Source organism: uncultured Arthrobacter sp., assembly GCF_902805515.1.
In the GTDB taxonomy this organism is placed as follows: domain Bacteria; phylum Actinomycetota; class Actinomycetes; order Actinomycetales; family Micrococcaceae; genus Arthrobacter_D.
This window is the reverse complement of record NZ_CADCTE010000150.1, coordinates 1-6,841: the sequence shown is the minus strand read 5'-3', so window position 1 is coordinate 6,841 and position 6,841 is coordinate 1. Positions and strand designations below refer to the sequence as shown.

Below are 6,841 nucleotides of genomic sequence, written 5' to 3'. Positions count from 1 at the left end.
TCTCCTTGGTGTCGGCGAACGGGCCGTCCTGGATGGAGAGGGTGCCCGTCCGCAGCGTCACCGTCGTGGTCATCTCGGCCGGCTTGAGGATCTCAGCGGCGACGAGGATGCCGGCGGCGTCGAGCGACTTCGCGTACGCATCGAAGGCCTCCCGGAAGGGGGCCATGTCTTCTTCGGTGATGCCCACGTCGGCAGGCTCGGGGTTATTCAGGAGCAGGGAGTAACGCATGGTTTCGGCCTTTCGCATTCGGCGGGCGCGGGGTGCGTCCCGTATCCCCATGACGGCGGGAGCAGCCCCGGATCGACATTTCCACCGGAAAATCCCGCGGAATTTTCAGGCCGGCGCCGCCGCGGAACCGGCCTTCGCCTCCGCCGCGTCACCCGCCTCCTCACCCGCGGCGTCACCAGCAGTCGGCTCGATCCGAATCAGGACCGCCTTCGACACCGGAGTGTTGCTTCCCTCGGCCACCGAGTCCAGCGGGACGAGGACGTTCGCCTCCGGGTAGTAGGCCGCGGCGCAGCCCCGGGCAGTGGGGTAGGACACCACCCGGAAGTTGCGCAGCACGCGCTGGATCCCGTCGTCGTACACGCCGTGCAGGTCGACCTGCTGGCCGTCGGACAGGCCGAGCTCGGCAATATCCTCGGGGCTGATGAACACCACGTGGCGGCCCTTCCGGATGCCGCGGTAGCGGTCGTTGTGCCCGTAGATGGTGGTGTTCCACTGGTCGTGGGAGCGCACGGTCTGCAGGATCAGGGTGCCCGGCGGACGCTCGAGGTGTTCGAGGTCGTTCACCGTGAGCACGGCGCGCCCCGTGGGGGTGCGGAAGGTGCGCGAGTCCCTCGGCCCGTTCGGCAGCACGAAGCCGCCCTCCTGCCGGATCCTCTCGTTGTAGTTCTCGCAGCCCTCAACCACCCGGGAAATGGAGTCCCGGATGAGGTCGTAGTTCTTCTCGAAGCCCACCCAGTCGGCCTTCACGCGGTCGCCGAGGGTCTCGCGGGCCAGGCGGCTGATGATCGCAGGCTCGGAGAGCAGCGTGTGCGACACCGGCTCGACGCTGCCCCAGGACGGGTGGACGGCGCACACCGTGTCCTCGACCGAGACGAACTGGCGGCCGCTCTCCTGGACGTCGATCTCCGTGCGGCCCATGGTCGGCAGGATCAAAGCCTCATCCCCGGTGATCAGGTGGGAGCGGTTGAGCTTGGTGGAGATCTGCACGGTCATCTCGGTGTTGGCGAAGGCCGCCTCGGCGACCTGCGTGTCGGAGATGGCCGAGACGAGGTTCCCGCCGAGGGCGATGAGCACCTTGATCTTCCCGTCGCGCATTTGATGGATGCTTTCGACGGCGTCGACACCGTGGTCCCGGGGCGCGTCGAAGGAGAACTCCTTGCCGAGGGCGTCGAGGAAGGTCGACGGCATCTGCTCCCAGATGCCCATGGTGCGGTCGCCCTGCACGTTGCTGTGCCCGCGGATAGGGGAGGCGCCGGCTCCGGGCTTGCCGATATTGCCGCGCAGCAGCAGCAGGTTGATGATCTCCTTGATGGTGGGGACCGCCTTCTTCTGCTGGGTGATCCCCATCGCCCACGTGACGATGACCCGCTCGGCCCGCAGATAGCGTGCGGCGAGCTCGTCGATCTCCTCGCTGCGCAGCCCGGTTGCCTCGAGCACCGCCTGCTCGTCGAGCTGGGCAAGGTGCTCACGGAGCTCATCGAGGCCTTCGCAGTGCTTCTCGAGGAACTCGTGGTCGAGGACCTTGCCCGGATTCCTTGCCTCCGCCTCGAACACCCGCTTGGAGACGGCCTGAAGCAGCGCCATGTCGCCGCCGAGCCGGATCTGCAGGAACTGGTCGGCGATCTCGGTGCCGCGCCCGACGATGCCGCTGACCCGCTGCGGGTTCTTGTACCTCCGCAGGCCGGCCTCGGGCAGGGGGTTCACGGCGACAATCTTGGCGCCGTACTCCTTGGCCTCCTCCAGCGCGGTGAGCATGCGCGGATGGTTGGTCCCCGGATTCTGGCCCAGGATGATGATCAGGTCCGACTTCGCGAAGTCGTCGTAGGTGATGGTGGCCTTGCCGATGCCGATCGTCTGGCCCATGCCCCAGCCCGAAGACTCATGGCACATGTTCGAGCAGTCGGGCAGGTTGTTCGTGCCGAAGCCACGGACGAACAGCTGGTAAAGGAACGCCGCCTCGTTCGAGGTCCGTCCGCTGGTGTAGAAGGCCGCCTCATGCGGGGAGTCCAGGGAGTTGAGTTTCCGGGCGACGATCGAGAACGCCTCGTCCCAGCCCACCGGCCGGTAGTGGTCCTCGCCGGCGGCCTTGTAGACGGGCTCGGTGAGCCGGCCCTGCATGCCGAGCCAGTACTCGGTGCGTGCGCGCAGGTCGGTCAGCGAGTGTTCGGCCCAGAACTCCGAGCCGATGACGACGGGGGTGGCCTCCCAGGTAACCGCCTTGGCTCCGTTCTCGCAGAACTCAAAGGCCTTGCGGTGGTTCGGGTCGGGCCACGCGCAACTTGGGCAGTCGAAGCCGTCCTTCTGGTTCAGCGCCAGCAGGGTCTTCCGGGTCCGGTCCACCCCCATGTGCTCGAGCGCCGGCTTCATGGAGTAGTAGACCCCCGGCACGCCGGCGGCCCAGTTTTTCGGCCGGTCCTTGACCTCGACGTTCTTCTCGTCGGGTTCCTCGACCGGAGGGTTGCTGCGGACCACGGTGCACTTCCCTTCTTCCGGCACCACTCGTCGCTGAGCGCACGCCGGTTCCTCTGCGGAACACCTTGTCCCTCAGGACTAGCAGGCCCGCGGAGCCGCCGCAACCCTTTGTTGGCCCTAGACGGTGTGGATGCTCCAGCGCGCCTCGTGGGAGCCGCCGGGAGCCAGCACGACGAGGTCGGTGCCCGAGTTGAAGGCATCCGGCGGGCACGTCATGGGCTCAACGGCCATGCCGATGCGCGAGACCGCAGGGTCCGGCTGGTCCGCGGTATGCACCTGCACCCAGGGGCAGTCCCGGCCGAAGGTGATGCCCGCGCCGCGGCCGTCGGTGCCGGTGACGCCCACGGTGACCCGCCCGTCGGCGTCGTATGCAAGGCCCGTGAAGGCATGGTCGATGAAGGTCGTGCCCACGGAGCGAGGGGCGCGGAAATCGAACTCCGCGTGCACCGGGTCGAGGGTGGTGGGGATGAGCCGGTCCTCGGTGACGTTCAGGACGGAGTCCGCGGGAAGGGAGAGGGTCCATTCGTCCACGCGGCCGTTCCCGCCCACGAGGTACGGGTGCGGCGCGGTGCCGTAGGGGGCGGGGGAGGGCCCGGTGTTGGTCGCCGTCACCGTGGTGTGCAGGCCGCCGTCGTCGAGCACGTAGTCGACCTGGACTCGAAGGCGGAAGGGGTAGCCGTCCTGGGGGACCACCTCGGCGCGAAGCCGGACGGAGGACTCGGTCTGCTCCTCGGGAAGCCAGTCCTGCCAGGCCATCAGTCCGTGCAGGGCGTGGCCGCGGTTGGGCTCGGTCAGAGCCAGGAAGTTTTCTTTCCCGTCGAAGGTGTACCGTCCGTCGACAATCCGGTTGGGCCAGGGTGCCAGGAGCGCACCGCGGAAGAAGGGGCGGACCTCGGATTCCTCGTAGGGCACCACGAGGTCCCGGCCCTCGAAGCGCAGCCGGCGGACCGAGGCTCCGACGCTGGCGATGTCGGCGGTGTAGCCGCCGGCGCGAAGCGTGTACTGGTGGCCCGAGACGGGCACTGCGGGGTCCATCGGTGTCATGAGTTCCTCTGGGGTGGGGTGCTTGGGTGCTGGGGTGCTTGCTGGGAAGGTGCCTCCGCGGGAGGTGCCTCCAAAAGTCTAGTGCGCAGGGATCGGGGTTCCGGCTGTCGACATTGCGCTTAACGGGCGATTCCCCCCGGCGCGAGCGCCGGGGGGAATCGGGAACCGTTGTTCGACCTTCGGGTGTCAGCCCTTCACGCCGGAGCGTGAGACTCCCTCGATAATGAACCTCTGGAGGAAGACGAACAGCGCCAGGACCGGAAGACTTGCCATCACGGCACCGGCCATCAGCAGGTCGTACCTCACCGCGTTGGCCGACTGGAGTGTCGAAAGGCCCGCGGGCAGGGTCTGCACCTCGGGGCTGAAGAGCACGTAGATCGGCCAGAGGAAATCGTTCCAGTTGGTGAGGAACGCCAGCAGCGCCAGTGTGGCCATTGCGGGCTTCGCGAGCGGCAGGATGATCTTCGTGAACATCTCGAACCGGTTCGCCCCATCGAGCCGGGCGGCTTCCTCGAGGTCTTCAGGCAGCGCTCCGAAGAACTGCCGCATGAAGAACACACCGAAGGCCGACGCAGCGGTCGGGACGATGATCGCCACCAGGGCGTTGAGCCAGCCGAGGCCGCTCACGATCAGGTAGTTCGGGATGATCAGGATGACCGGGGGCACCAGCAGGGTGGCGACAATGACGCCGAACACAATCTTCTTGCCCCGGAACTCCATCCGCGCCAGCGGGTAGGCGGCGAGGGCGGAGATGACGACGACGAGGGCCGCGTGGAGCAGTGCGGCCACCATGCTGTTGAGGAACCAGCGCAGCACCGGGGTGCTGCTGCCGGGGGCGAGGATCGACTCGTACGCCTGCAGCGAGAACGGGTCGGGGATCCAGCTCGGCGGGATCCCGGTGGCATCCTCGCGCGTTTTGAAGGAGGTGACGAACATGAAGATGAGCGGGCTGATGAAGATGAGCGCCACGATGCTGAGGATGATCAGCCGCAAGACCATCTTGCGCCGTCCGGCTGGATCGGCGCGCTTGGTGGACAGGTTTCCGCTGTTCCCTGCGCCGGATGCGCCGGATGCTGTTGACGCATCGGACTCGGTGAGCTGTGTCATTTCCCCTCCTTCTTTTCACGGAAGAGCCAGAACACGATGAGGCTCAGGAGCATGAGGAACAGGGTGAGCACGTAGCTCATGGCCGCGGCGTTCCCCATCTGGAAGTTGCGCAGGCCCGTTTCGGCGATCTGGTAGATCGCGGTGCGGGTCTCACGGCCAGGGCCGCCAAGGGTGATCAGGTAGGACTGGCCGAACATGTTCACCGAGGCGATGAGCGTGACGATGGTGACGAAGGACAACACCGGGCGCAGCCCGGGGATGGTGACATTGAGGAACTGCTGCCACTTGTTGGCGCCGTCGACCCTTGCCGCTTCGTAGAGTTCCCCGGGGATGTCCTGCAGGGCCGCCAGGTAAATGACGGCGTTGAACCCGAGGGTCCACCACACCGTGACGCCGATGAGGGCAACCCAGGCCGCGGGGGTGGAGGTGGTCCAGGCGATGTTGTCCGGCAGGCCGATCGCACCCAGGTAGTAGTTGACGAGGCCGATGTTGTTGTCGAGCAGGTAGCGCCAGAGCACCGAAATCACTGCGACGCCGAGGACGTACGGCGCGAAGTACACGGCGCGGAAGAAGTTCCGGCCCGGGAATTTCGAGGCCATCAGCAGTGCGACGGCCAGCGGGATGGTCAGCAGCAGGGGGACGCTGAAGACGGTGAAGATGCCCGTTGCCTGCATCGAGCTCCAGAAGCTCTCAAAGTAGGGCGAGTCGGGCTGGAACAGCGACACGTAGTTCGCCAGCCCGACGAAGGGCTGAAGCGGACGGGTGTAGTCCCAGGCGTGCAGGCTGATCCAGAGGCCAAAGACGATGGGGATGAGGACGAACCCGATGAAAAGGATCAGGTACGGAGCGAGGAACAGCCACGGAGTGCCTGCAGCCTGCTTGGCGACACCCTTATTCGTTTTCGGGGCCGCAATTCGGGTGGGCGTAGTGGTCGGCTGACGCCCGGGCGCCTCCTCCTTCGAGGAGGCGCCCACCTGGGATGAGGATTTCATTTTCGGCTATTTTCCAAACGAGGCTTGGTTTTCTTCCATCAGCTGGGATGCTTTCGCAGCAACTTTTGAAAGGGCTTCCTTGGGCTCCTGCTCGCCGAGGATCGCGTTGTCGACGCCGACCTCGAGAGTCTCGGCCTGGACGGTGCCCAGACCCGGGACGGGAGGCAGGAACTTCATGGAGTCGACCTTCGCAGCGATCGGTTCCTGAGGGGTTCCATCAAGTGCTCCGCCTTCGCGCACCGAGGTGCGGGCCGGGATCATGCCCGAGCCGGCCCAGGTGTCGGAGTTCTCGCTCATCCAGGCGATGAAGACCTTGGCAGCGTTGGCCTTGTTCTCGTCGGGCTGGGCCTGGCGGGGGAGGAAGAAGTTGTGCGAGCTGGCCCACACTGCGTCTTCCTCGCCGATCACGGGGATCGGAGCGGCGGCGTAAGGGACGCCGGCGGCTTCGAGGTCGTTGAACTGCCAGATGCCGTCCCAGGTGATGGAGTTTTCACCGTTCTTGAAGGCGACGTACTGGGAGTCGATGGCGACGTTCTTGGGGCTGTACCCATCCTCAATGATCGAGGTCTGCCATTCGAGTCCCTCGACGCCGGCCTCCGAATCGAAGGTGGCCTTGGCGCCATCGGCGTCGTAGGGCTCGCCGCCGTTCTGCCACAGGAGGGAGAGGTTCATGAGGTGGCTGGGCCACTTCGCGGGCATCCAGAACGGGTTCTCGTAACCGGCGGCCTTGAGCTTCTTCAGGGCGTCCTCGAAGGATGCGGCGTCGGTGGGCGCCTCTGTGATGCCCGCCTTTTCGAAGTGCTCGGTGTTGTAGTACATCGCCAGGGAGTGAACGTCCAGCGGGACGCCGTAGCGCTTGTCCTCGTACACGCCCGCGTCCCAGACCTCTTCGGTGAAGTCGTCGCCGGTCAGCTCGAGCTCCTCCGTGAGGTCATCGACGAGAACGATGACGTTGCGGGCGGCGTTGCTCGACAGCTGCTCAAGGTGCATGACCCCG

The 6,841-nt window shown here is 66.1% G+C and carries 5 protein-coding genes and 1 pseudogene; all 6 read right to left on the bottom strand.

The features are described from left to right. Window positions 1–229 (bottom strand): annotated as a pseudogene (locus QZX79_RS13605) (YciI family protein); the annotation flags it as partial. Window positions 230–334: 105 nt separating this feature from the next. After that, complete coding sequence (locus QZX79_RS13600; RefSeq protein WP_294568925.1) at window positions 335–2,701, bottom strand: FdhF/YdeP family oxidoreductase; 2,367 nt, start codon at window positions 2,699–2,701, stop codon at window positions 335–337. Window positions 2,702–2,818: 117 nt separating this feature from the next. Continuing rightward, window positions 2,819–3,745: an aldose 1-epimerase family protein gene (locus tag QZX79_RS13595; protein ID WP_366484989.1), complete on the bottom strand. Its 927-nt coding sequence runs from the start codon at window positions 3,743–3,745 to the stop codon at window positions 2,819–2,821. A gap of 186 nt (window positions 3,746–3,931) precedes the next feature. Continuing rightward, on the bottom strand, window positions 3,932–4,852 hold the full coding sequence (locus tag QZX79_RS13590) for a carbohydrate ABC transporter permease (protein ID WP_294568923.1): 921 nt from the start codon (window positions 4,850–4,852) through the stop codon (window positions 3,932–3,934). Further along, entirely contained in the window at window positions 4,849–5,844 is a 996-nt protein-coding gene (locus QZX79_RS13585; protein WP_294568921.1) for a carbohydrate ABC transporter permease, read from the bottom strand. The genes QZX79_RS13590 and QZX79_RS13585 overlap by 4 nt, the downstream gene beginning before the upstream one ends. 6 nt (window positions 5,845–5,850) lie before the next feature. Continuing rightward, on the bottom strand, window positions 5,851–6,841 hold a 991-nt coding region (locus QZX79_RS13580), incomplete at its 5' end, for an extracellular solute-binding protein (RefSeq protein WP_294568919.1).

What these genes read in the sequence shown, in the direction of transcription:
- QZX79_RS13595 (WP_366484989.1), bottom strand. Translation starts at nt 3,745, where the DNA reads ATGACACCGATGGACCCCGCAGTGCCCGTCTCGGGCCACCAGTACACG.
- QZX79_RS13585 (WP_294568921.1), bottom strand. Translation starts at nt 5,844, where the DNA reads ATGAAATCCTCATCCCAGGTGGGCGCCTCCTCGAAGGAGGAGGCGCCC.
- QZX79_RS13590 (WP_294568923.1), bottom strand. Translation starts at nt 4,852, where the DNA reads ATGACACAGCTCACCGAGTCCGATGCGTCAACAGCATCCGGCGCATCC.